The 22,121-nt window shown below is 70.7% G+C and carries 22 protein-coding genes; 13 read left to right on the forward strand and 9 right to left on the reverse strand.

Annotation, left to right across the window (positions count from 1 at the left end; all coding sequences use genetic code 11):
• Positions 1–117: 117 nt before the first annotated feature.
• Positions 118–957, reverse strand: a complete 840-nt coding sequence (locus AB0N66_RS03030; RefSeq protein WP_365427720.1) for a chitosanase — start codon at positions 955–957, stop codon at positions 118–120.
• 183 nt (positions 958–1,140) lie between these two features.
• On the opposite strand from AB0N66_RS03030, the gene AB0N66_RS03035 reads away from it, so the two are divergent.
• The 3 genes from AB0N66_RS03035 to AB0N66_RS03045 all read left to right on the forward strand — a co-directional run bounded on the left by AB0N66_RS03035 (position 1,141) and on the right by AB0N66_RS03045 (position 4,190).
• Positions 1,141–1,860 carry a VWA domain-containing protein gene (locus AB0N66_RS03035; RefSeq protein ID WP_365427723.1) on the forward strand — a complete coding sequence of 240 codons (720 nt, stop codon included), beginning with the start codon at positions 1,141–1,143 and terminating at the stop codon, positions 1,858–1,860.
• Positions 1,857–2,405, forward strand: a complete 549-nt coding sequence (locus AB0N66_RS03040) for a HutD family protein (protein ID WP_365427726.1) — start codon at positions 1,857–1,859, stop codon at positions 2,403–2,405. Before AB0N66_RS03035 ends, AB0N66_RS03040 begins: the two co-directional genes overlap by 4 nt.
• A 93-nt stretch (positions 2,406–2,498) precedes the next feature.
• Positions 2,499–4,190, forward strand: coding sequence for a cytochrome bc complex cytochrome b subunit (locus AB0N66_RS03045; RefSeq protein ID WP_365427729.1), 1,692 nt, complete (start codon positions 2,499–2,501; stop codon positions 4,188–4,190).
• Here AB0N66_RS03045 and AB0N66_RS03050 read toward each other — a convergent pair.
• Entirely contained in the window at positions 4,165–5,226 is a 1,062-nt protein-coding gene (locus AB0N66_RS03050) for an acyl-CoA dehydrogenase family protein (RefSeq protein WP_365427732.1), read from the reverse strand. The genes AB0N66_RS03045 and AB0N66_RS03050 overlap by 26 nt on opposite strands.
• Positions 5,226–6,407: an acyl-CoA dehydrogenase family protein gene (locus AB0N66_RS03055; RefSeq protein WP_365427735.1), complete on the reverse strand. Its 1,182-nt coding sequence runs from the start codon at positions 6,405–6,407 to the stop codon at positions 5,226–5,228. The genes AB0N66_RS03050 and AB0N66_RS03055 overlap by 1 nt, the downstream gene beginning before the upstream one ends.
• 142 nt (positions 6,408–6,549) lie before the next feature.
• Between AB0N66_RS03055 and AB0N66_RS03060 the strand changes: the two genes are divergently transcribed.
• The 3 genes from AB0N66_RS03060 (at position 6,550) to AB0N66_RS03070 (ending at position 9,259) form a co-directional block, all read left to right on the forward strand.
• On the forward strand, positions 6,550–7,341 hold the full coding sequence (locus tag AB0N66_RS03060; protein ID WP_365427738.1) for an SDR family oxidoreductase: 792 nt from the start codon (positions 6,550–6,552) through the stop codon (positions 7,339–7,341).
• Between the two features lie 72 nt (positions 7,342–7,413).
• Positions 7,414–8,025 (forward strand): TetR/AcrR family transcriptional regulator, encoded by a 612-nt coding sequence (locus tag AB0N66_RS03065; RefSeq protein WP_365427741.1) that lies wholly within the window; start codon positions 7,414–7,416, stop codon positions 8,023–8,025.
• A 76-nt stretch (positions 8,026–8,101) separates the two neighbouring features.
• The gene (locus AB0N66_RS03070; protein ID WP_365427743.1) at positions 8,102–9,259 is read left to right on the forward strand and encodes an acetyl-CoA C-acetyltransferase; all 1,158 of its coding nucleotides are present in this window, start codon (positions 8,102–8,104) and stop codon (positions 9,257–9,259) included.
• Here the strand turns inward: AB0N66_RS03070 and AB0N66_RS03075 are convergent.
• The 4 genes from AB0N66_RS03075 to AB0N66_RS03090 are packed head-to-tail and all read right to left on the reverse strand — an operon-like array spanning position 9,243 to position 12,770.
• Positions 9,243–10,301 carry a nitronate monooxygenase gene (locus AB0N66_RS03075; protein ID WP_365427746.1) on the reverse strand — a complete coding sequence of 353 codons (1,059 nt, stop codon included), beginning with the start codon at positions 10,299–10,301 and terminating at the stop codon, positions 9,243–9,245. The genes AB0N66_RS03070 and AB0N66_RS03075 overlap by 17 nt on opposite strands.
• Positions 10,301–11,080, reverse strand: coding sequence for a CoA-transferase (locus AB0N66_RS03080; protein WP_365427749.1), 780 nt, complete (start codon positions 11,078–11,080; stop codon positions 10,301–10,303). The genes AB0N66_RS03075 and AB0N66_RS03080 overlap by 1 nt, the downstream gene beginning before the upstream one ends.
• Positions 11,077–11,982, reverse strand: coding sequence for a CoA-transferase (locus AB0N66_RS03085; protein ID WP_365427752.1), 906 nt, complete (start codon positions 11,980–11,982; stop codon positions 11,077–11,079). The genes AB0N66_RS03080 and AB0N66_RS03085 overlap by 4 nt, the downstream gene beginning before the upstream one ends.
• Entirely contained in the window at positions 11,979–12,770 is a 792-nt protein-coding gene (locus AB0N66_RS03090; RefSeq protein WP_365427755.1) for an enoyl-CoA hydratase family protein, read from the reverse strand. Before AB0N66_RS03090 ends, AB0N66_RS03085 begins: the two co-directional genes overlap by 4 nt.
• 102 nt (positions 12,771–12,872) lie before the next feature.
• On the opposite strand from AB0N66_RS03090, the gene AB0N66_RS03095 reads away from it, so the two are divergent.
• Together AB0N66_RS03095 and AB0N66_RS03100 are read left to right on the forward strand one after the other, a co-directional pair.
• Positions 12,873–13,619, forward strand: coding sequence for an SDR family oxidoreductase (locus tag AB0N66_RS03095; RefSeq protein ID WP_365428458.1), 747 nt, complete (start codon positions 12,873–12,875; stop codon positions 13,617–13,619).
• Between the two features lies 1 nt (position 13,620).
• Positions 13,621–14,538 carry an SDR family oxidoreductase gene (locus tag AB0N66_RS03100; RefSeq protein WP_365427758.1) on the forward strand — a complete coding sequence of 306 codons (918 nt, stop codon included), beginning with the start codon at positions 13,621–13,623 and terminating at the stop codon, positions 14,536–14,538.
• 183 nt (positions 14,539–14,721) lie between these two features.
• Here the strand turns inward: AB0N66_RS03100 and AB0N66_RS03105 are convergent, their stop codons facing one another.
• On the reverse strand, positions 14,722–15,468 hold the full coding sequence (locus AB0N66_RS03105; RefSeq protein WP_365427761.1) for an ankyrin repeat domain-containing protein: 747 nt from the start codon (positions 15,466–15,468) through the stop codon (positions 14,722–14,724).
• Between the two features lie 82 nt (positions 15,469–15,550).
• The gene (locus AB0N66_RS03110; RefSeq protein WP_365427764.1) at positions 15,551–16,447 is read right to left on the reverse strand and encodes a hypothetical protein; all 897 of its coding nucleotides are present in this window, start codon (positions 16,445–16,447) and stop codon (positions 15,551–15,553) included.
• 378 nt (positions 16,448–16,825) lie between these two features.
• On the opposite strand from AB0N66_RS03110, the gene AB0N66_RS03115 reads away from it, so the two are divergent.
• From AB0N66_RS03115 to pepN, 5 genes are all read left to right on the forward strand, one after another.
• Positions 16,826–17,608: a serine protease gene (locus tag AB0N66_RS03115; protein WP_365428461.1), complete on the forward strand. Its 783-nt coding sequence runs from the start codon at positions 16,826–16,828 to the stop codon at positions 17,606–17,608.
• A gap of 189 nt (positions 17,609–17,797) precedes the next feature.
• Entirely contained in the window at positions 17,798–18,250 is a 453-nt protein-coding gene (locus AB0N66_RS03120) for a GNAT family N-acetyltransferase (protein ID WP_365427767.1), read from the forward strand.
• A 210-nt stretch (positions 18,251–18,460) separates the two neighbouring features.
• Positions 18,461–18,829, forward strand: coding sequence for a chorismate mutase (locus tag AB0N66_RS03125; RefSeq protein ID WP_365427770.1), 369 nt, complete (start codon positions 18,461–18,463; stop codon positions 18,827–18,829).
• 139 nt (positions 18,830–18,968) lie between these two features.
• A complete protein-coding gene (locus AB0N66_RS03130) occupies positions 18,969–19,499 on the forward strand; it encodes a response regulator (protein WP_365427773.1) in 531 nt (176 codons plus the stop codon).
• Between the two features lie 78 nt (positions 19,500–19,577).
• Positions 19,578–22,070 carry an aminopeptidase N gene (gene pepN, locus AB0N66_RS03135; RefSeq protein WP_365427776.1) on the forward strand — a complete coding sequence of 831 codons (2,493 nt, stop codon included), beginning with the start codon at positions 19,578–19,580 and terminating at the stop codon, positions 22,068–22,070.
• Positions 22,071–22,121: the final 51 nt, after the last annotated feature.

A 22,121-nucleotide genomic window follows, 5' to 3' on the forward strand; every position in this document is an offset into this window, starting at 1 on the left:
GTCTGAGCTCCACCCCAACACACGTCCCGTACAAAGGCGTACGGAACTGAACGCGGCGCCTGCCTTGTCCCCGACCGGACGGTGGTGGGCGCCGTGGTGCGTCCGGGGGCGGCACTCCTAGGGCACTCGGTACGTCTCCCCGTACACCTGCCACTCCAGCGGTGTGTGCAGGTCGAGGTTTCCGTCGTTCAGGAAGCGGCGCTGGGCCGTGTCGATTCGGGTGGTGTCGCGGTGGGCGTTCTTGGATTTCATGGCCGTGCGGCGGATGTCGAGGAAGAGGTCGAGGTAGGCCTTCTCCGAACCGCCCTCCGCGGGGGTGTCGGCCTCGGTCATGGCACGGTTGCGCAGGCCGTAGAAGCCGGTGGGACCGGTGCCGGGGCCGTGCATGACCATGGCGTCGTAGTAGATGAACTGGCCGAGCGTGCCTAGGCCGTCGAGTTTGGCCAGCCGGACTGCGGGGTCGAAGTAGATGCGGTCCCGTTCGCTGTCCTGGGCCGTGCGGAAGGCCGGAACTCGGGACTCCGTCTTCCAGGCCGCCGGGAAGCCGGGGTCCAGCCCCTTGTGGGAGTCCGTGCCGTCGACCGCGCGCAGGGCGGGGAGGTAGCGGGCGAGCCCGTTGCCGGGGTGGTCCTTCGTGTAGTGCTCGACGAGGACGAGCAGATCGTGGGTGCCGGTGCAGAAGCCGATGATGCCCGCGGTGTAGCCCTGGCCGTCGCCGATGTCCTCGACGTAGGCGTACGCGCTGCGCCAGTCCAGTGTGGAGTTCTCGGCACTCGCCACGATCTTCTGGGCCAGTTCCTTCTTGTCGGGGGAGTCGAGGCCGGCGCCGTCCGTGTCCGACCGGCCGGCCCGCGGGGGAGCGGCGTCGCCCGGGTCCGAGAGGCCGGGAGCCGAGAAGCAGAGCGCTGCGGCGACGAAGGGGGAGAGCGCGAGCAGCACGAACCCTGCACGTTTCATGGGCCCAGCGTAGGGAGCGGCGGGGCTCTGTCCGGTATGAACCGCTGGACAGGAGGCCGCTGGACAGAAGGCCGGCGGACAGAAGGCCGGCGGCGAACGCCCGTGTGTGCCGGGGAGTGAGCTGCCGTGCCTGCCGTCACGTAATCTCGGCCTCCCGCAACCCTCGCGCGATGGGAGCCCCGCATGGCCGGAATCAGCCTCACCAGGGTGGAGGAGGCCGCGCCCGCGCTGGTCAGTCTGTACAAGAGCGCCGGTGTCTCCCTCACCAAGCACGGGCTGAACGGGCAACGGGCCGCCGTGTACATGGTCGTGGACTACTCGGGGTCGATGAGGCCGTACTACCAGGACGGCAGTGTGCAGGCGCTCGCCGACCGGGTGCTGGGGCTCTCGGCGCACCTGGACGACGACGGAACGGTCCCTGTCGTCTTCTTCTCCACCGACGTCGATGCGGTCACCGACATCGCCCTCGTCAACCACCGGGGGCGCATCGAGCAGATCGTGTCCGGGCTCGGGCACATGGGCAGGACCAGCTACCACCTGGCCATGGACGCGGTCATCGACCACTACCTCGACAGCGGCTCCAAGGACCCCGCCCTCGTCGTCTTCCAGACCGACGGCGGACCGATCAACAAGCTCGCCGCGGAACGGTACTTGTGCAAGGCGGCGAAGCTTCCGCTGTTCTGGCAGTTCGTAGGGTTCGGTGATCCGGGGAGCAGGCAGTTCGAATTCCTGCGCAAGCTGGACGAGTTGGCGGTGCCGCAGAAACGGGCCGTGGACAACGCTGGCTTCTTTCACGCAGGTTCGGATCCGCGGAAGGTGTCCGACGCGGAGTTGTACGACCGGATCGTCGGCGAGTTCCCGCAGTGGCTGGCGGCGGCGCGGGCGATGGGGATCGTGCAGTGACCGCACGTCTGCTGCCCGCCGCAGAGCGGGTCGCCGTGCCCTGGAAGAACGGGGGCGGGGTGACCCGGGAGATCGCCGTCTCGCCGGAGGGCGCGGGCATGGGCGACTTCGCGTGGCGGGTGAGCCTGGCCGAGGTCGCCGCGGACGGCCCGTTCTCGCCCTTTCCCGACGTCGACCGCACCCTGACCGTCGTCCAGGGCGCGGGCATGGACCTGACCGTGGGCGGGGAGCGGCGGCTCGTCAACTCCCTTTACGTACCGCAGGACTTCCGCGGCGACATCCCCACCGACTGCCGACTGCTCGACGGCCCGGTCGTGAACCTCAACGTGATGTGGCGCAGGAGCGCCGCCCGTAGGCCCCCGACGGTCGCCGTCGTACGCGGCCGGCTGTCCCTCCCCGCCGCGCCCGCCCTGATCGTCGCCCTCGACGGCCCTACCGAGGTGGCCGGGCTGACTCTCGGGCGGTACGACGCCGCGCTGCTGACCGGCGAAGGCGCGGTGCTGCGCGCGGAGGGCCCTACCGCCGTGATCGGACTTACGGCGTAGCGCCGGGCGCCGGGGAGTCGGTCTTCGACTCGTGACGACCCGTTGGCTTCGCCGAGCCGTCGTGCCACCCTGGGGTGAGCCGAGGAGCGGTATATGGGCGACGCGCGAGAAATCAACTCCGGTCGGAATACGGGGACTTCGGAGAACGGGCGGACAGCCGGCAGCTCGCCGGCCGGACGGCCCGCCGAGGTCGGCAAGGGAGAGCGCCTCGCGGACTGGGCCGATGGGCGGCTCGGGCTGTACGCGCAGGCCAAGCCCAATCTGCGCAAGGTCTTTCCGGAGCACTGGTCGTTCATGCTGGGCGAGATCTGCCTCTACAGCTTCCTCATCCTGATCCTCACCGGGGTCTACCTCACGCTGTTCTTCGAGCCGAGCGGCGTCGAGGTCGTCTACAACGGCTCGTACGAACCGCTCAACGGCGTCATCATGACGCGGGCGTACGAGTCCACGCTCGACATCAGCTTCGACGTACGCGGCGGACTGCTGATCCGGCAGATCCACCACTGGGCGGCGCTCGTGTTCGTCGCCGGGATGCTCGTGCACATGATGCGGGTGTTCTTCACCGGCGCGTTCCGCAAGCCGCGCGAGGTCAACTGGGTGTTCGGCTGGACCCTGTTGATGCTCGGTCTCATCACCGGACTGACCGGCTACTCGCTCCCCGACGACCTGCTCTCCGGCACCGGCGTCCGCTTCGCGCAGGGCGCCATCCTGTCGGTCCCGGTGCTGGGGACGTACCTTTCCTTCTTCCTCTTCGGAGGGGAGTTCCCGGGCCACGACATCATTCCGCGGTTCTTCCCGATCCACGTACTCCTGCTGCCCGGGATCATGCTGGGCCTGGTGGTCGTCCATCTGATCCTGGTCTTCTACCACAAGCACACGCAGTACCCCGGGCCCGGACGGGACGAGAAGTCCGTCGTCGGTATGCCGTTCATGCCGGTCTACACGGCCAAGGCGGGCGGCTTCTTCTTCCTCGTCTTCGGGGCGCTGTCGATGATGGGCGCGATCGCGACGATCAACCCCGTGTGGGCGTTCGGCCCCTACCGCCCGGACCTGGTGACGACCGGCGCACAGCCCGACTGGTACCTCGGCTTCTCCGAGGGACTGATCCGGGTGATGCCGGGATGGGAGATCAACGGCTGGGGCCACACACTCCAGTTGGGCGTCTTCATCCCCTTCATGCTCTTCCCGCTGATCATGATGGCCATCGTCGTCTATCCGTTCATCGAGACCTGGATCACCGGGGACAAACGCGAGCACCACGTCCTGGACCGGCCGCGCAACGTGCCCACCCGTACGGGTCTTGGCGTGGCCTGGCTGAGTCTGTACGGGGTGCTGCTGATCGGCGGCGGCAACGACATCGTGGCCATGCATCTGCATCTGTCGATCAACACGATCACGTGGTTCGTGCGGATCGGCTTCTTCGTCGTGCCGGTGCTCGCCTTCGTCGTCACGCGGCGGATCTGCCTGGGGCTGCAGCGCCGGGACCGCGAAAAGGTGCTGCACGGGCGCGAGTCGGGCCTCGTCAAGCGGCTGCCGCACGGCGAGTTCGTCGAGGTCCACGAACCGCTCACGCAGGAACAGCGGTTCGCGCTCACCCAGCACGAGCAGGCGCCGCCGTACGACGTGGGTCCGCTCGTCGACGCCAACGGCGTCACCCGCCGCGTCGGCCCCTCCCACAGGCTGCGCGCGCGGCTCGCCCGGGCCATGTACGGGCCCGGCACTCAGATCCCCAAGCCGACGGTGGAGGAGTACCGGGAGCTCACGAGCGAGGATCACCACCACTGAGGGCGCCGAGGACTTCCGCTCTGCACTCGGCCGGGCTGCCCCAAGCGGTGCGCAGGGCGCGGGCCTTGGTGAGCCAGAGGGACAGGTCGTACTCGGCGGTGTAGCCGATCGCGCCGTGCAACTGGAGCGCCGTACGGGCGGTGGCGTACGCCGCCTCACCGGCCGTGACCTTGGCCGCGGCGACGTCCGCCGGTGCCATGGACAGCGCCGCGCCGAAGAGCAGGGGCCGCGCGAACTCCAGGGCGATCTTCGCGTCCGCGAGCTGGTGCTTGACGGCTTGGAACGAGCCGATGGGGACGCCGAACTGGGTGCGCTGCTTGACGTACGCCACCGTCCTGTCGAGGAGGGCGAGTCCGACACCGAGTGCTTGGGCGGCCGTGGCGAGCCGGGCCCAGATCAGGGCCTGGGTGGCGGCGCGCGTCAACTGGGGACCGCTGGCGAGGAGTTCGCCGCCGGGGCGGGGGAGGGCGAGGTGGCGGGCGGGGTCCAGAGAGGGACGCGGGGTGGATTGCTCTTGTCCGGGCGCGCCGGTGGCCCCTGTCGTCAGCTGGAGTTCCGGGTGCGTGCCGATGTCCCGTACCGCAAGGTGCAGGTCCGCCGCTTCCGCGTCCAGTACGAACGGGCCACCGCCCGGCAGGGCGACGGTCGCCAGTGCCTCGCCCGAGGCGAGTGCCGGCAGGAGGCGCTTGGCGGGGTCTGACTCGCCGAGCCCCGACTTGCCGTGCCCCGGCTCGCCGAGCTCGGTGAGCAGCGCGGCCGCCGCCACCGTCTCCACCAGCGGGCCTGGTACCCCGTGGCGGCCCAATTCGACGAAGGCGACGGCAAGTTCCACGGGAAGGGGGCCCACCCCCTCGTACTCCTCCGGTATCGCCAGTGCGCAGACGCCCGCGTCGGCGAGGCGGGACCACAGGGCGCGGCCGGGGGCGCGGTCACCCCTGGCCCACGCACGGATGACGGCCGGTGTGTCCGCCGCCGTCAGCAGCCTGTTCAGGGAGTGGGCGAGGGCGCGTTGCTCGGGGTCGAGGAGGAAGCGCATCAGCGGCGGCCCTTCGGCAGGCCGAGGAGGCGCTCGGCGATGATGTCGCGCTGGATCTCGTTGGTGCCGGCGTAAAGGGGTCCGGCGAGGGAGAAGACATAGCCCTCGGACCAGTCGGTGTCCGCCAACTCGCCCTCAGGGCCCAGTAGATCGAGTGCAGTCTCGTGCAGCGTGATGTCGTACTCGGACCAGAAGACCTTGTTCAGGCTGGACTCCGGGCCGATCGGCTCTCCGGCGGCGAAACGGCAGGCGCCCGCGTAGGTGAAGAGCTGGTACGCACGGGCGCCGATCACCGCGTCGGCCACCCGGTCGCGCAAAGCCGTGTCCGAGGGGTCGCCGTGGGTGCGCCACAGGTCGGCCAGCCGGTCGGCGGCGGCCAGGAAGCGGCCCGGTGAGCGGAGCGTCAGACCGCGTTCGTTGCCCGCTGTCGACATGGCGACCCGCCAGCCCTGGCCCACCTCGCCGATCACGTCCGCGTCGGGGACGAAGACGGAGTCCAGGAAGAGCTCGGCGAAGGCTGGCTTGCCGTCCAGGCGGCCGATCGGGCGGACCGTCACGCCCGGTGCGCGCAGGTCGAACATCAGGTAGGTGAGGCCCTGGTGGGGCGATGGGGGCACCGCCCGCGCGAGTGAGGCCGAGCGCTGGGAAGCGTCCGGCTCGCTGCGGAAGAGGCCGAACGCGCGGTCGGCGAACGCGGCCCGTGACGACCACGTCTTCTGCCCGCTCAGCAGCCAGCCCCCCTCCGTGCGCACCGCGCGGGAGGTCAGCGAGGCCAGGTCGGAACCCGCCTCGGGCTCGGACCACGCCTGCGCCCAGATGGTCTCGCCCGTGGCCATCGACGGCAGTACGCGCGCGCGTTGCTCCTGCGTCCCGTGGTCGAAGAGGGTGGGGGCCAGCAGGTTGATGCCGTTCTGGCTGACCCGGCCCGGCGCGCCCGCCGCGTAGTACTCCTCCTCGAAGACCAGCCACCGCACGATGTCCACGCCCCGGCCGCCGTACTCCGCCGGCCACGACACCACCGACCAGCGGTCCGCGGCGAGTTCGGCCTCCCACGCTCGGTGGGCGGCGAAGCCCTCCTCGGTCTCCAGGGAGGGGAGGGGGACGGGCGGCACGTGGGCGGCCAGCCAGGCCCGGGCCTCGGCACGGAAGGCCTCGTCGGCGGGGGAGTGGGCGAGATCCATGGGCGGCACCCTTCGGGGTCTTCAGGAGGGGGAGGGGGGAGTTCGAAGGAGCTTTTGCAGCCTTAGGGGCCTGCGGAGCCTTCGGGGGAGCCCTTCGATGGCAGGCTTCCCTAACAAGTGTTTGGTAGGTTAGCGTGAGGTTATGAGCGACGTCGAGAGCCCGGCGTACGTACCCGGGCACGGGCTGCTGAAGGGGCGTACCGCCGTCATCACCGCGGCGGCCGGCGCCGGCATCGGTGGGGCCACGGCGCGCAGGTTCCTGGAGGAGGGCGCCCGCGTGCTGATCAGCGACGCGCACGCGCGGCGGCTCAAGGAGAGCACCGAGTCTCTGGCGGCGGAGTTCGGCGCCGCGAGCGTCGCCGCGCTGCCCTGCGATGTCACCGACGAGGACCAGGTCCAAGCCCTCTTCGACGATGCTCTGGAACTGCACGGCGGCCTGGACATAGTGGTCAACAACGCCGGTCTCGGCGGGACTTCGGACCTCGTGGACATGACCGACGAGCAGTGGTCGAGGGTGCTCGACGTGACCCTGGGCGGCACCTTCCGGTGCACCCGCGCGGCCCTGCGGTCACTCAAGACGCAGGGTGGAGGCGGCGTCGTCGTCAACAACGCCTCCGTCGTCGGCTGGCGCGCCCAGGCCGGGCAGGCCCACTACGCCGCCGCGAAGGCCGGGGTCATGGCGCTCACCCGGTGCGCGGCGATCGAGGCCGCCTCGTACGGCGTGCGGGTCAACGCCGTCTCCCCGAGCCTCGCCATGCACCCGCACCTGGCGAAGGTGACCACGCCGGAACTGCTTGACGAACTGACGGCACGCGAGGCGTACGGGCGGTACGCCGAGCCCTGGGAGGTGGCCAACGTGATCGTGTTCCTGGCGTCCGGCTACTCCTCGTACATGACCGGGGAAGTCGTCTCCGTCAGCAGCCAGCACGCGTAGGGGCGAGGCGGCAGGCATGCGTGGATACGAGGGTCACAGGACCGGCAGGACCGGCAGGACCACAATGGGCCCGTGCCTACCAAGAAGAAGCCCCAGGTGACCGCCTCGCCCGAGCGGCGCCGCGAACTGCTCGACACGGCCGCCGAGGTCTTCGCCGAGCAGGGCTACAACGCCACCACCGTCCGCAAGATCGCGGACCAGGCCGGAATGCTCGCGGGCAGTCTCTACTACCACTTCGACTCCAAGGAATCGATGCTGGAGGAGATCCTGCGGACCTTCCTCGACGAGCTCTGGGACGGGTACGACACCGTCCTGGACGCCGAACTCGGCCCCCGGGAAACCCTGGAGGCCCTGGTCACCGAGTCCTTCCGGGAGATCGACCGGCACCGCGCCGCCGTCGCGATCTACCAGAAGGAGTCCCGGCACCTCGCCGCGCAGCAGCGGTTCGCGTTCCTCGCCGAGTCGCAGCGCAACTTCGAGAAGGCGTGGCTGAGCACGCTGGAGCGTGGTGTCGCCGCCGAAGTTTTCCGGGCCGACCTCGACATCCGGCTCACCTACCGGTTCGTGCGCGACACCGTGTGGGTCGCCGCGTCCTGGTATCGGCCCGGCGGCCACCACAGCCCGGAGGAGATCGCCCGGCAGTACCTGTCGATGGTCCTCGACGGGATCTCCGTACGCGAATAGCGCATGTCCGCCCGCCCCATATCCGGCAGCCCCATGTCCGCGAGTCCCATGTCCGTCAGTTCCTGAGGGAGTTGTCATGGCCGAGGCCTACATCGTCGAAGCGGTCCGTACGCCTGTCGGGCGGCGCAGGGGAGGCCTGAGCGGCGTCCACTCGGCCGACCTCGGCGCGCATGTCCTGGGCGCCTTGGTCGAGCGGTCGGGCGTGGACCCGGCAGCCGTCGAGGACGTCGTCTTCGGGTGCCTCGACACGGTCGGGCCGCAGGCCGGGGACATCGCGCGCACCGCCTGGCTGGCGGCCGGGCTGCCCGAGGAGGTGCCGGGAGTCACCGTCGACCGGCAGTGCGGGTCCTCCCAGCAGGCCGTGCACTTCGCCGCCCAGGGCGTCCTGTCCGGCACCCAGGACCTGGTGGTCGCGGGCGGCGTCCAGAACATGAGCCAGATACCCATCGCCTTCGCCTCCCGCCAGGCCGCTGAACCGCTCGGCCTGACCCAGGGCCCCTTCGCGGGCAGCGAGGGCTGGCGGGCGCGCTACGGCGACCGGCCCGTCAACCAGTTCCACGGCGCCGAGCTGATCGCCGCCAAGTGGGGGATCAGCCGCCGCGACCAGGAGGAGTTCGCGCTCCGATCCCACCAGCGGGCGGTCCGCGCCATCGACGAGGGCCGCTTCGCCCGCGAGACCGTGGCGTACGGCGAGGTCACGGTCGACGAGGGCCCGCGCCGGGACACCTCGCTGGAGAAGATGGCGGCGCTGAAGTCCGTCATCGACGGCGGTACCGTCACCGCCGCCTGCTCCTCCCAGGTCTCCGACGGCGCCGCCGCCATGCTCCTCGCCTCCGAGCGGGCCGTCCGGGAACACGGGCTGACGCCTCGCGCCCGCGTGCATCACCTCTCCGTACGCGGCGAGGACCCCATCCGGATGCTGACGGCCCCCATCCCGGCCACCGCCCACGCCCTCAAGAAGGCCGGCATGTCCATCGGCGACATCGACCTCGTCGAGATCAACGAGGCCTTCGCCCCGGTCGTCCTCGCCTGGCTCAAGGAGACCGGCGCCGACCCGGCGAAGGTCAACGTCAACGGCGGCGCGATCGCCCTCGGCCACCCACTGGGCGCCACCGGCGTAAAACTGATGACGACCTTGCTGCACGAACTGGAGCGCACCGGCGGCCGGTTCGGACTCCAGACCATGTGCGAGGGCGGCGGCCAGGCGAACGTGACGATCATCGAGCGGCTCTGAGCAGCTCCAAGGACTTCAACGTCTCCTCCGCCTCGCTCATGATCCGGTCCACCAGCTCCGCGCACGACGGCAGGTCGTCTATCACCCCGGCGACCTGGCCGGAGGCCATCACCCCGAGGTCCGTGCGGCCGTCCACCATGGAGGACTTGAGCAGCATCGGGGTGTTGGCCGCGAGCAGGACCTGGCTCCAGGACAGGTTCCTGCCGTGCTTCATCGCGAGGCCGTCGCGGATCATGGCGGGCCAGGAGAGGCCGGATATCTTCCGGAAGGCGGCGGCCCGGTGGACGGCGTGGGCCAGGGCCCTCGTGCGGCCGGAGTTCTCCAGGGAGTCGACGAGGTCCGTACGCAGCATGCGGTGCGGGAGGCCGTCGACGGCCGTCGTGACCGTGATGTCCTTGACCGTCGCCGCCAGGTACCGCGCCTTCACCGCGTCGGGGACCGTCGAGTCGGAGGTCAGCAGGAACCGCGTGCCCATGGCGATGCCCGCCGCGCCGAAGGCCAGTGCGGCCACCAGCCCCCGCCCGTCATGGAATCCGCCCGCCGCCACGACCGGGATGGCGACCGCGTCCACCACCTGCGGAAGCAGCACCGTCGTCGCCACCTCGCCGGTGTGTCCGCCGCCCTCGCCGCCCTGCACGATCACGGCGTCGGCGCCCCAGGCGGCCACCTTCTCGGCGTGCCGGCGCGCCCCGACGGAGGGGATGACGACCACGCCCGCGTCCTTCAGCTCCGCGATCAGCTCGCGGGAAGGGGCGAGCGCGAAGGAGGCAACGCGCACGCCTTCGTCGATGATGATCCGCACCCGGTCGCCCGCGTCCCCGGCGTCGGCCCGCAGATTCACACCGAACGCTGCGCCCGTGCGGGACCTGACCTCCCGTATGGCGTCGCGGAGTTGGTCGAGGGTCATCGTCGCGGAGGCCAGGATGCCCAGCGCGCCCGCGTTCGCCGTCGCGGAGACCAGCCGGGGGCCCGCCACCCAGCCCATGCCGGTCTGCACGATCGGGTGGCGGACTCCGACGAGCCGGGTGAGCGCCGTGTCCATCAGCGCCCCCCGGCCCTGGCCCCGGCGGCCCCGGCCCTGGTGCCGGCCGCGCCGGGCACCTCGCGGTCCCGCGTGCCCTTCGGGTCGATGACCTCGCGGATCAACTCCAGCTCCGCCGACGTCGGTTCGCGGGTGTACGGCACCTCGGCGGGGATGTGCAGCTCGAAGCCCGTCGCCTCCCTGACCCGCTCCACGGTGACCCCCGGGTGCAGGGAGGCGAGGCGCATCGAGTGGTCGGGGGTGGCGAAGTCGAAGACGCCGAGGTCGGTCACCACGCGCGGGATGCGGTGAAAGCGGGTGGCGCTCGGACCCGCGGCGGCGGCACGGTCGTACCCCACACCGCACACCATGTCGACCTTGCCGACGAACACCCGCGGGGAGTGCTTCGGGATCCAGTAACTGGTCGGATTGTTCAGGGTGTTGACCGGTGCGCCGCGCACGCCGAGCAGTTGGCGCCTGGGCCTGTCCCAGTCGCCGACGCACGAGATGTTCTGGTTGCCGAAGCGGTCGATCTGGCTCGCGCCCATCATCACGTGCCGGCGCCCGCCGCTCACCATGGCCAGGTGGTGCCGGTACGGCAGCCAGCCCTCCGGTGTCCCGTCGAGCGCGACGAGCATCGCCTCGCCGTCGGTGAGCAGCAGGTCGGGGGAGAAGGTGCGCTTGGCGAGACGGGCACCGATGGACGGGATCAGGCCCATCGGGCTGGCGAGTACCTCGCCGTTGTCCCGCCAGGCCTCGGCGCAGGCGATCACGCAATACTCGGCCGGTGTCGGGCTCACTGGTGCCGCTCCTTCTGCCAGGCCTGGACGGCGCTCTGATAGGCGTGCTCGTCGCCGTCGAGGAACCGCTCGGCGAACTCGGCGTACGGCGTGGTCGCGTACAGCTTCTGGAAGGCTTCGTCGCGGCCGTAGTCCGGGGCGCAGGACGTGAAGTGCGCGCCGTTCGGCGCCTCGACGACGCCCGTCACGCTCGACCGCTTGAGCAACAGGGTCTGCGGCGCGGCCTCCTTGGTCAGCTCCGCCGTGTCGACGACGCGCTCGCAGGAGACGTACGCCGCGTCGGCCGCCTCGCAGAACAGGTCGTCGAAATACGGGTCCGGGCCCAGATACTGGCCGTTGCCCAGTCGATCCGCGCGGTTCATATGGACCAGCGCCGCGTCCAGGCGGAGGGCGGGCATGGCGACGAACTCCTCGCGGATGCCCGAGGGCCCGCCCGGCAACTCTGATGGTTTGGCGCCCACCGTGAAGTCGTCGGCGTACGGCGAAGTGACCGTCCGCAGCCCGGGGTTGACCCGCATCACGTCCGAGCCGAGCCCGGCGCGCACAGGCAGGAACGGCAGCCGGTTCGCGGCGGCGTGCAGTCCCCACATGAACATCGACTCGTCGACCTCCATCAGCTCGAAGGCCCCGCTCTCGCGCGCCGCGCGGTAGTGCGGTTCGAGCAGGATCGAGTCGAGGGTCACGAACGCGGTCACCAGCTTCCTTATCCGTCCGGCGGCGGCGAGCAGACCCACGTCCGGGCCGCCGTACGAGAGGACGGTGAGATCGGTGATCTCGGACCGGAGCAGTGCTCTCACCAGGGCCATCGGTTTGCGGCGTGAGCCCCAGCCGCCGATGCCGAGCGTCATCCCGCTCTCCAGACGGCCCACGGCTTCCTGGGCCGACATGGTCTTGTCGCTCACTGGGTGGCCTCCCTGCCGAACTCACCGGACTTGCCGGACTCGCCGAAGGTGTCGCGGACGTCGTCGGCCACCCCGCTGAGGCCGGCCTCGAAGGTGAAGCCCTGCTCGAAGCGGTAGCTGCGGCGTACGTCGACGGGATCGATTCCGTTGATGGCGGCCTTGGCGAGCCGCAGGAGACGGCCGTCCTTCGCGGCGATCTCGCGGGCCAGCTCCAGGGCGGTCGCGCGCAGTTCGGCACGCGGCACGACCTTCCACACCGAGCCGTGCGCGTGCAGCTCGGCAGCGGTCACGGTGCGCGAGGTGTAGTACAGGACGCGCATCAGGTGCTGCGGCACCAGGCGGGCCAGATGGGTGGCCGCGCCGAGCGCCCCGCGGTCCAGCTCGGGCAGCCCGAAGGTCGCGTCGTCGCTCGCCACGATCGCGTCCGCGTTGCCGACGAGACCTATCCCGCCGCCCAGACAGAAGCCCTGCACCACCGCCACCACCGGCACCTCGCACTCGTACACCGCCGCGAACGCCTCGAAGCAGCCCCGGTTAGCGCCTATGAGCACGCCATGGCCCCGTGCAGGGCCGGTGGTGTCCCGCTGTATCTCCTTGATGTCCACGCCCGCGTTGAAACCGCGGCCCGCGGCCGTCAGCACGACACAGCGGGTCCCGGGGTCACGGCCCGCCGCGCGGACGGCGTCGGCCAGGTCGAACCAGCCCCGCACGGGCAGTGCGTTCACCGGCGGGAAGTCGGCCGTGACGACGGAGATCCCCTTTTCCGGGTTCGAGGTGGAGACACCCATGGGCACATCAGCTACCTTCAGCTATCTTTCCACCAAACGTTTGTTAGGTGAGATTTCGAAGCTAGCAGCGAATGCATCCCAGCGGGAGGCCCTGTGGACAACGTGGATCTCGGCGACGCGGGCAGGATCGTCGTCGTCACCGGCGGCACCCGCGGGGTCGGGGCCGGGATCGCGCGGGCCTTCGTCGAAGCGGGCGCGAAGGTCGTGGTCTGCGCACGCCGTCCGCCCGAAGTGCCGGTCGAGGGCGCCGCGTTCGCACCCGTGGATCTGCGGGACCCGCCCGCCGTCCGCGACTTCTTCGACGCCCTGCCCCGGCTCGACGTGCTCGTCAACAACGCGGGCGGCTCCCCCTACCGGCCGCTCGCGGAATCGGACGCCGGACGCCACGCGCGCGTGATCGAGCTCAACCTCACCGCACCGCTGACCGCCTCGCTGGCCGCGTACCGCCATCTCCAGCGGGCCAAGGGGTCGATCGTGATGATCGGCAGTGTGAGCGGGACGCGGCCGTCGCCCGGCACGGCGGCGTACGGGGCGGCGAAGGCGGGCCTGGAGAACCTGGCCCGGTCGATGGCCGTCGAGTGGGCCCCCGACGTCCGGGTCAACACCCTCGTCGTCGGCATGGTCCGCACCGAAAGCTCGCACCTGCACTACGGCGACGAGGACGCCGTCGCCGCCGTCTCCCGGACCGTGCCGCTGGGCCGCCTCGCCGAGCCCTGCGACGTCGGAGAGGCCGCCGTCTTCCTCGCCTCGACCGCCGCCGCGTACATCAGCGGAGCGAGTCTCCTGGTCCACGGCGGGGGCGAACGGCCCGCCTTCCTCGATGCCGCAACCGCCAACAAGGAGAGCTGAGATGAGTGGACCGCTGCTCTGCGAGGGGCGCGTTGTCGTCGTCACGGGTGCGGGGCGCGGGCTCGGGCGGGCGCACGCGCGCGCGTACGCCGCCGAGGGCGCGCGCGTCGTCGTCAACGACCTCGGCGTCGGTCCGGACGGCACGCCAGGTCCCGACTCTCCCGCCGGGCAGGTCGTCGATGAGATCCGCTCGGCGGGCGGGACGGCGGTGGCCCACGGCGGTGACGTCGCGACCACCGAGGGCGCCGCGTCCCTCGTACGCACCGCACTTGAGACGTACGGGCGCCTCGACACCCTCGTCAACAACGCCGGGTTCCTGCGGGACCGGATGCTGGTCAACCTCGAAGAGGACGACTGGGACGCCGTGATGCGGGTTCATCTGAAGGGACATTTTCTGCCGTTGAAGCACGCGGCGGCGTACTGGCGGGCGGAGGCCAAGGCCGGGCGGCCGCCCCGGGCGCGGGTGGTGAACACCAGCAGTGGAGCGGGGCTGTTGGGGTCGGTCGGGCAGGGGAACTACAGCGCCGCCAAGGCCGGGGTCGTCGGGCTGACGCTGGTCGCGGCCGCCGAGTTGGGGCGGTACGGGGTTCAGGTCAACGCGGTCGCTCCCGCTGCGCGGACGCGGATGACCGAGGGGGTGTTCGCGGCGGCGATGGCCGCGCCTGACGGCGGCTCCTTCGATGTGATGGCTCCCGAGAACGTGTCGCCGTTGGTGGTGTGGCTCGGGTCCGCGGCGAGTGCCGGTGTCACCGGGCGGGTCTTCGAGGCCGAGGGCGGGCGGATCACTGTGATGGAGGGGTGGCGGGCGGGGCCCGGTGTGGACAAGGGGGCGCGGTGGACTCCGGCGGAAGCCGGGGATGCTGCGCTGAAGTTGTTGGCGGGGGCGGAGGTGCCGGGGGCGGTGTATGGGGTGGAGTGAGCTGGTGGGGGCTGGGCCTTGGGGCTTTTCGCCCCCTCCGCCCCTACCCATTCCCGTCACTTGGGGGCTCCGCCCCCAAACCCCCGCTCCTCGAACGCCGGAGGGGCTAACCCCTGCGGAGCTCTCAGGAACGGGACGGCCAGGGGCGGCGGGGGCGAAAAAACCCAACCCAACCCGCCCCGCTCAGGCCCCCGTCCTGCCCAGGATCGCTTCGAGCAAAGTAGCTATCTCGAGATGCCCCGTCTGCTGGTCGTTTCCCGCCACCGGGCGGCCTTCCGGGTTGAGGAGCTGGACCTCGACGATGACGCCGCCGTCGTCCGGGTAGCGGTGGGTGACGAAGCGGCAGCCAGGGCCGTAGGCCTTCTCCAGGCCCGCACGGAGTTCGGCCTCCACATCGAGGGTCAGCCAGCGGCGCGCCTCGGCCAGGGCCTCGGACCGGGCCTGTGCACCGTGCGTGAGGAGGGCACGTACACAGCCCGGGGAACCCCGGCGCGCGGCCGCCACCAGTGGGGCTTCGCCGGTCGGTCCGGGACGGTCCGGGTCCGCGCCGCTCGCGAGGAGGGCCTCAGTCACCGCGACATGGCCGCACCGCAGCGCCCACGCCAGCGCGGTGAACCCGTGCTCCTCCACCGTGTCGGGCGCGGCCCCGGCCGACAGCAGGGCCCGTACGACCTCCGTGTGCCCGCCGCAGGCCGCCCCGCACAGCGGAGCGTCGGAACCCGCGCTGAGCCGGTCGGGCGCGGCGCCGGCCGCAAGCAGCAGTCGTACGATGTCGGGCTGGTCGCTCACCGCCGCCAGGTACAGCACCGTCTGCCCGTCCTCGTCCACGGACTCCGGATCCGCGCCGGAACGCAGCAGCCGTACGACCGCGTCCTCGTCACCCTCGTACACAGCGGTGAAGACAAGCGCCGCGGGGTCGTTCTTGCTCATCCTTCGACCCTCGCTCCCGAAGGGCGCCCGAGGCAAAGGCTTTTGGGGTGTTCTGCCTCACTCCTCCCACCCCTCTCGACGCTTACGTGTCGCACTCCAGCACCGTCCGGCACAGCGCGCAGCGAGCCCGTACCCGGCCGCGCACCGGCACCCTGATCCGCTGGTGGCAGGTCGGGCAGGGGAACGACACGCGGAGTGAGCCACGGCCGTCGGGGCTGAAGGTGTAGGGGACGCCGGGCTGTGAGTCGTGGGCGGGGTGGTCCTGGGCGTAGCGGCGGTCCTTGGCGTAGCGGCGGCGGCCCGCCCAGCCGGCCGCGGTCAGCGGCTGCTGCTGCTCGTCGCGGCGGGCCTGGGCCATGCCCTTGGTGTACGCCGTGTACGCCTGGGGACTGGTGAACCAGATCGAGGGGTCCTCGCCGAAGACCAGGGCGCGTTTGGCGAGGACGTATCCGAACTCCTCCGGCGTCAGATAACCGAGCTTCTGCGAGGAGGCCGCGTCCTCGCGGTAGGCGTCGAGAAGGAGCCAGCCCGCGCCGAGATACGTCGCCGCGGTGTCCGTGAGGATCTCGGTGTCCCGGGTGCCGGGGAAGGCGAGGTCCAGGCGGTGCAGATAGACGTGCATGACCTCGTGGGCGAGGGCGGCACCGATGTCCCGGCGGTGGGTACGAAACCGGTCGTTGAGTTCGATGAAGTACTCGGGGCCCGCGGCGAGTTCGACGTTCGCCGCGTGGGTCATCTCGCGGAAACCGATGATCATCCGGGCGTCCGGGAGGTGGTAGTGGCGCACCATCTCCTGGGCCACGCGCTGGGCGCCCAGGTGCAGGTCGTCGGTGTCGCTGAACGCCACGTCCGCGGGGGCCACGCTGGTCGCGAAGGTGTGGACGGTGTCGTACGAGAGGCGTCTGTAGAGCGCGGTGATCGAGGCCCGCACCGTGTCGAGGTGCGGGAAGCCGTGCTCGACGGGTCCGCCGTTCGCCACGTCCGCACCCCCTGAAGACGCCGGGACTGACTTCCACTGTAGGCCGGGTTCCATGGGGACCGACTTCCAATGTCAGGCGCGGTTCCGTCGGGACCGGACTTCCGATGTCGGCCGGGGTTCCGTCGGGACCGACCTCCAACGTAGACCGCGGTTCCGTCGCGCGGCGGAGCGCGGAAGAGGGTGGTTGAGCGGGCGTGGCCGGAATGAGCCCCTTGCCGGGGTCGCGGCGTGCTCTCCATAATCCGCAACAGCTTGGCAGGAACATGCCATGCGTCTCGGGTCGCTCGGCACTATCGGTGCCGCGTCCCAGTGCTGTGCGTGACGTGCGGCTCCCCGCCGCGCGTTCAACCCCCCACGAAGGGAAGCACGTTGAAGTTCCTGAAGAAGTTCACCGGCGTCAAGAGATCGCTCGCCATCGGTGCCGTACTCCTCGCGGCCGTCTCCCTCCAGCCCCTCTCCACCGCACAGGCCGCACCCGCGCCCGTCGTCGGCGGCACCCGGGCCGCGCAGGGCGAGTTCCCGTTCATGGTCCGCCTCTCCATGGGCTGTGGCGGCGCGCTCTACACCCAGCAGATCGTGCTCACCGCCGCGCACTGCGTGAGCGGCACCGGCGCCAACACCAGCATCACCGCCACCGCCGGCGTCGTCGACCTCCAGTCCACCACCGGACGGGTCCAGGTCAAGTCCACCTACGTCTACCGGGCCCCCGGCTACAACGGCACCGGCAAGGACTGGGCGCTCATCAAGCTGGCCTCGCCCATCACCACCGTGTCCACCCTGAAGATCGCCACCACCACGGCGTACAACACCGGCACCTTCACCGTCGCCGGCTGGGGATCGGCCAGCGAGGGCGGCGCCCAGCAGCGCTACCTGCTGAAGGCCACCGTGCCCTTCGTCAGTGACGCCACCTGTCGCTCCTACAGCGGCTACAGCGGTCTCGTCGCCGGCGACGAGATCTGCGCCGGTTACGCCGCGGGCGGCGTCGACACCTGCCAGGGCGACTCCGGCGGCCCGATGTTCCGCCGGGACAGCGCCAACGCCTGGATCCAGGTCGGCATCGTCAGCTGGGGCATAGGCTGCGCCCGGGCCAACGCCCCCGGCGTCTACTCCGAGGTCTCGACGTTCGCGTCGGCCATCGCCAGCGCCGCGGCGACTCTCTGATCGCTGGCTCACTGCCGGCGTACGTATTCTCGTGGGCGTCCGCGGCCTGCTCTGGTGTCGCGGGCGCCCTGTCGTGCGTATCCGGCTGTGTGCTATCCGGCTGTGCGTTCCTGGCCGGGCGCACCTCGCCGTGCCCGCCTCAGGAAAAGTGTTCGAACCCTGCCCCCCGACGCTGACATACTCCGCGCCATGAGTACCGGACATCAGCCCCCCGTCCCCGCGTCGTTGCAGGTCGGAGGTAAGGACGAGACGTTGCAGCAGCGCCTCGACGACGAGCTGACCGCCTTCAACAGCCGTGCCACCGGCGCCGGAGAGCCGGTACCGCTCTCCGTCCGGGTGACCGACTCCGACGGCGAACTCGTCGGCGGCCTCACCGCCTGGGTCTGGGGCAGCGTCTGCGCGATCGACATGCTGTGGGTACGCGAGGACCAGCGTCACGCGGGCTGGGGGAGCAAGCTGCTGCGGGCGGCCGAGGAGGAGGGTGCCGGGCGAGGTTGCACCGAGGCGATCGTCTCGTCCTTCACCTTCCAGGCCCCTGGCTTCTACCAGGGCCACGGGTACCGCGAGTCGGGCCGCACGGAGGGCATTCCAGGAGGTCATCAGGACGTGCACTTCCACAAGGTGCTGAAGACCGAACGCTGAGAGGTGCTGAAGACCGAGCGTTGAACCGCGGTACGGGCCACGGGCGCCGTCCCGGTCCCCCTGCGGGCCCTCGCCGGCGACGCGTTCCAGCCACGTCCATCGCCGGACAGCAGGGAGCGCGCGCATGCCACGCGGGAACATCCGCAGACCACGCGGGAACATCCGCCCGCCCCATGGAGAGTGTCCGCACGCCCCTTAGGGTTGGTCCTCATGAGCACCAGTAACACCAACGAGACGGCCGGCGGCGCGGGCAGCCAGGTCGACCCGGCCGTTCGCGCCGAACTGGCCCGGCTGCGCGAAAGCATCGACAACATCGACGCCGCCGTCGTGCACATGCTCGCCGAGCGCTTCAAGTGCACCCAGCAGGTCGGTCACCTCAAGGCCGCCCACCAACTGCCCCCCGCGGACCCGGCCCGCGAATCCCACCAGATCGCCCGACTGCGCAGGCTCGCCGAGAACGCCAAGCTGGATCCGGCCTTCGCCGAAAAATTGCTCAATTTCATCATCGCCGAGGTCATCCGCCACCACGAGCGCATCGCGGACGGCGTCGACGGCCCCGCAGCCGCAACGGGGGAGTGACACCGGGCGGTCCGACCCGGCATCCTGCGCTGAGCACTCTGCGCCGCCTTTGTGTCGAGCACTCCTTGTCAACCACGGACACACGTCGTGAGTCCGGACGGGCATAAGCTGGTATGTCCAAACGAGGGGACGTCGGGCCATGCCTTCGGACGCCAAGATCCTCATCGTCGACGACCACGAGGACACGCTGTACGCCCTCGAGAGCGCCCTGGCCCCGCTGGGCTACCTCCTGTCACGGGCGACCAGCGGCGACGAGGCACTCAAGGAAGTCCTGCGCGGCCAGGTCGGACTGCTCGTCCTCGACGTGCGCATGCCCGGCGTCAGCGGCCTCGACGTCGTGCGCTACATGCGGCGCCTGGAACAGACCCAGCACATCCCCATCCTGCTGGTCACCGGCTTCGGCCCCGACGCCGAACTGACCTCCGCCGCCTTCGGTCTCGGCGTCGCCGACCTCGTCATGAAACCCATCGACCCCTGGACGCTGCGCACCAAAGTCCGCTACCTGTACGACACCCACCAGCGCTACCAGAGCCTGGAACGTGAAGTGCGCGAACTGCGCGCCCTGGTCAAGGAACACATCCCGGGCCCCACGCGCACGCACCCCGACACCCGCGTCCCCCTTCAGCGCGACCCCGACCACGGGAAGCTGGAGCAGGACCAGACCTCGTAGCCCTCCGGAAACGGGGCGTAAAAGCCGCATACCGGTCCACCCCTGTGCGCTGTCAGACGCATCAGGCAGCATGTCCCCATGTCCGTACTGACGCGCGACGAAGCGCAGACCCGAGCCAAGCTCCTCGACGTCCACCACTACGGGATCGCCCTTGACCTGACCGGCGGGGACGACACCTTCGACTCCAGGACCGTCATCCGCTTCACCGCCCGCGCCGACGCGGACACCTTCGTCGAGCTGAAGCCCGCCGAGCTGCGCTCCGTCACCCTCGACGGGCAGCCCCTCGCGCCCGAGACCCTCGACGAGAACCGGCTGCCGCTCAAGGGCCTGACCGCAGGCGAGCACGAACTGCGCGTCGACGCCGCCATGCGCTACTCCCGCACCGGCGAAGGCATGCACCGCTTCACCGACCCCACCGACGGCGAGACCTACCTCTACACCCAGCTGTTCATGGAAGACGTCCAGCGCGTCTTCGCCGCCTTCGACCAGCCCGACCTCAAGGCCGTCTTCGAACTGTCCGTCACCGCCCCCGAGGGCTGGACCGTCCTCGCCAACGGCGTCACCGAACACCTGGGGGAGGGCCGCTGGGAAGCCGCCGCGACCCCGCTCATCTCCACCTACCTCGTCGCCGTCGCCGCAGGCCCCTGGCACTCCGTACGCACCGAACACCGCGGCCTCCCCTTCGGCATCCACTGCCGCCGCTCACTGGCCCCCTACCTGGACGCCGACGCCGACGAGATCCTCGGCATCACCCGCGACTGCTTCGACCGCTACCACGAGAAGTTCGACGAGCCCTACCCCTTCGACTCCTACGACCAGGCGTTCGTCCCCGAGTTCAACGCCGGCGCCATGGAGAACCCCGGACTCGTCACCTTCCGCGACGAGTTCATCTACCGCTCCGCCGTCACCGACACCGAGCGCCAGACCCGCGCCATGGTCATCGCCCACGAAATGGCCCACATGTGGTTCGGCGACCTCGTCACCCTGCGCTGGTGGGACGACATCTGGCTGAACGAGTCCTTCGCCGAGTACATGGGCTACCAGACCCTCACCGAAGCCACCCGATTCACCCACACCTGGACCGACTTCGGCGTCACCCGCAAACCCTGGGGCTACGACGCCGACCAACGCCCCTCCACCCACCCCGTCGCCCCCGACCCCGACGCCGTCCCCGACACCGCCTCCGCCATGCTCAACTTCGACGGCATCTCCTACGCCAAGGGCGCCTCCGCCCTACGCCAACTCGTCGCCTGGCTCGGCGAGAAGGACTTCCTCGCCGGCATCAACACCCACTTCGCCCGCCACAAGTTCGGCAACGCCAACCTCGCCGACTTCATCGACTCCCTCGCCGGAGCGACCGAACGGGACGTACACGCCTGGGCCGACAGCTGGCTGCGCACCACCGGCGTCGACACGCTGACACCCTCGATCAGCGAGGCCGAGGGCCACTGGCACCTCACGGTCACACACCAGGGAAGCCGCCCCCACCGCATCGCCGTCGGCGCATACGACACCCTCCCGGCCGGCGAGAACCAGCTGGTCCTGCGAGACCGCCTCGAACTCGACGTACCTCAGGGCGAATCCGTCAAGCTCGGCCCCGGCCGCCGCCCCGACCTGCTGCTCCTCAACGACGGCGACCTGTCGTACGCCAAGATCCGATTCGACCCGACGTCCTTCACGACCGTCCACGCCGCCCTGTCGGGCCTGCCCGACCCGCTGACCCGCGCCGTCGTCTGGAACGCCCTGCGCGACGCCGTACGCGACGGCGAACTCCCTGCCATGGCCTACGTGGACGCCGCCCGCGCCCACCTCCCGCACGAGAGCGACCTCGCCCTCGTCCAAGGCGTCCTGTCCTTCGCCGCCGCCCAGGTCGCCGACCGCTACCTGCCCGCCGAGGACCGGCCCACCGCCCTCGCCACCCTCACCTCCCTGTGCCGCGACCTGATCCGCCGCACCGAGGACGGCACCAACCCGGGCCTGCGCCTCACCGCCGTACGCCACTTCATCGACGTCGCCGCCCACCCCGACACCATCAGCGCCTGGTTCTCCGAGGGCACCGTCCCCGGCGGACCCGAGCTCGACCCCGAGCTGCGCTGGCGCATCCTGGGCCGGCTCGCCGTCCACGGCGCGATCGACGACGCCGTGATCGACGCCGAACTCGTCCAGGACCCCAGCGCCACCGGCCAGGAAGGCGCCGCCCGCTGCCGCGCCGCGCTGCCAGACCCGCAGGCCAAACGCGCCGCCTGGGAGTCGATGTTCACCACCGACGACCTCTCCAACTACCTCTTCACCGCCACCGCCCAGGGCTTCTGGCAGCCCGAACAGGCCGACCTCGTCAGGGAGTACGTCGAGCGCTACTGGCCCGACGCCGTCGCCCTCGCCGCCCGCCGCGGCCCTGCCATCGCCGATGCCGCCGGCCGCTGGGCCTTCCCCGCGTACGCCGTCAGCCCGGACACCCTCGCCCTCGGCGAAACCTGCCTCCGCGACCTAGACCCCATCCCGGCCCTCCGCCGCAAACTCGCCGACCAACTCGACGACCTGGAGCGGGCATTGAAGGTCAGGGGGGCGTAGGCGCTGCGACAGGTTTTTTTCGCCCCCTCCGCCCCTGCCCATTCCCGTCCC

Origin of the sequence: Streptomyces sp. NPDC093544 (assembly GCF_040683495.1) — a bacterium.
Taxonomy (GTDB): Bacteria; Actinomycetota; Actinomycetes; order Streptomycetales; family Streptomycetaceae; genus Streptomyces.